2 protein-coding genes and 1 pseudogene are annotated in these 1804 nt (G+C 42.8%); 1 reads left to right on the top strand and 2 read right to left on the bottom strand.

Annotation, left to right across the window (positions count from 1 at the left end; translation table 11 throughout):
- Positions 1 to 53 precede the first annotated feature (53 nt).
- Positions 54 to 335, bottom strand: coding sequence for a DUF1145 domain-containing protein (locus BCU91_RS07905; protein WP_102477286.1), 282 nt, complete (start codon positions 333 to 335; stop codon positions 54 to 56).
- 37 nt (positions 336 to 372) lie between these two features.
- Positions 373 to 960 (bottom strand): 16S rRNA (guanine(966)-N(2))-methyltransferase RsmD, encoded by a 588-nt coding sequence (gene rsmD, locus BCU91_RS07900; protein WP_102531240.1) that lies wholly within the window; start codon positions 958 to 960, stop codon positions 373 to 375.
- A gap of 178 nt (positions 961 to 1138) precedes the next feature.
- Here rsmD and BCU91_RS07895 point away from each other — a divergent pair.
- A pseudogene (locus BCU91_RS07895) lies at positions 1139 to 1804 on the top strand (signal recognition particle-docking protein FtsY); the annotation flags it as partial.

Genomic DNA, 1804 nt, shown 5'->3' with positions numbered 1-1804 from the left:
AACCTCGCCTAGGCGAGGTTTTTTTATGCTTGCATTTCAATTAAATCTAACGACTACTCGGCTTTATCAAGCTCTAGTACTTTTTGTCGGTACTCAAGTAAACCGAAAACACCAAAAAAATACACTTTAAGATAATCAACGACAGATAACTTAAGTAAGCTGCTAAACATGGTGTTGAAAATAAGTAATTGGAAAAAATGCATTATTACAGTGATAAAAAATAAGATATTCAACACTATGCTGACTTGGCCTTCAAACGGCATAAATAAGTTATAAAACATCACTAACCACATGATTAAAGTTAAACTTTTACCACCGATAATAAAAAATTTCATGGGTATCCTCTATTAGATTTGTTGCTTGTTTGAAATGCTATTCATCAAGCTGATATTGAAATAAGCGATAGGTTACCTGACCGGCATTTTTTTGCTTGAGCTCAACCCAATGGTTTGGGATCGCTAGCTGGGTTAAATCTGATTCAGTTTCTAGGTAAATTAATGCATTCTCATTTAACCAGTTATGCTCAGCTAATAACGCCATAGTGGTATTGGCCAGCCCTTTACGAAATGGTGGGTCAACAAACACAATATCAAAGCCTTTATCGTTATTCAGACCTTGTTTTAGCAATGCCAGACTGTCGCCACTGATGACATCGGCATTGTCACATTTTAAGGTTTGTAAGTTTTGCTTTAACTGTTTGGCCGCATTGCTCTGCAGTTCGCAAATACGTGCATAGCTGGCGTAACGTGATAAAGCTTCCAGACTTAGGGCGCCACTGCCTGCAAAACAATCTAATACCCTTGCACCTCTGATATCGCTAGCAAGCCAATTAAACAAGGTTTCACGGACGCGATCAGTGGTTGGTCGTAACCCTTCTAAATCATGAATAGGTAGCTTTCGTGAACGCCATTGCCCTGAAATGATCCTGACTTGGCCGCTTGCGGACTTATTTTTGGACATTTTGCCCTCGTGATTTTGCCTGAACAAAGAAAGTGGTAGACTATGCAACCAATTAGAATACTCGATATTTTATACCAAACTGCTGTTTAAAGGTGAGGATTCCTTTTAACAAGTTTAGTATTAATGACTCGAGAAAACTTCTCCGAATTTTATCGCTCATTTAGCATTGGTAGTAGACATGGCAAAGAAAGGTTTTTTTTCGTGGTTTCGTAAAGACAAAACCAAAGAGCAAGAGCGTGTTGCACAAGAGCAACGTATCGCAGAAGAGCAAGCTGCAGAGGCTTTGGCAAAAGAACAGGCCATTGCTGCTGAAGAAGCGGAGCGATTAGCTGAACAAGAACGCGCCGCAGAAGCTGAACGTATAGCAGAGCAACAGCGCTTAGCTGAGGAGTTACGTCTTGCTGAAGCCGAACAGGCACGTATTACCGCAGAAGCTGAGCATGTAGCAGAGCAGGGGCGTTTAGCTGAGGAGCTGCATCTTGCAGAAGCTGAAGAAGCACGTATCGCAGCAGAAGCAGAAAATGTCGCTGAGCAACAACGTTTAATTGAAGAACGAAGCCTAGCAGAAGCCGAAGAAGCACATCTTGCTGCCAAAGCTGAACGTGAAGCCGAGCAACAACGTTTAGCGGTTGAGCAGCAGAAATTAGCTGAAGAGCAACGCCTTGTCGAAGCAGAAGAGGCGCGTATTACAGCAGAAGCTGAACGTGTAGCGGAGCTGCAACGTTTGGAGGCAGAAAAACAAAGGTTAGCAGAAGAGCGAAGCCTTGCTGAGGCTGAAGAACAAGCTCGATTGGCAGCAGAAGCCGAAGCGGCGCGTATTGCATTAGAAGCTGAACGTGCAGCA

The organism is Shewanella sp. 10N.286.52.B9 (assembly GCF_002873635.1).
GTDB lineage: Bacteria > Pseudomonadota > Gammaproteobacteria > Enterobacterales > Shewanellaceae > Shewanella.
Note: the sequence above shows the minus strand (reverse complement) of the source record. Positions and strands in the feature narration are given on the sequence as shown.

What these genes read in the sequence shown, in the direction of transcription:
- rsmD (WP_102531240.1), bottom strand. Translation starts at nt 960, where the DNA reads ATGTCCAAAAATAAGTCCGCAAGCGGCCAAGTCAGGATCATTTCAGGG.
- BCU91_RS07905 (WP_102477286.1), bottom strand. Translation starts at nt 335, where the DNA reads ATGAAATTTTTTATTATCGGTGGTAAAAGTTTAACTTTAATCATGTGG.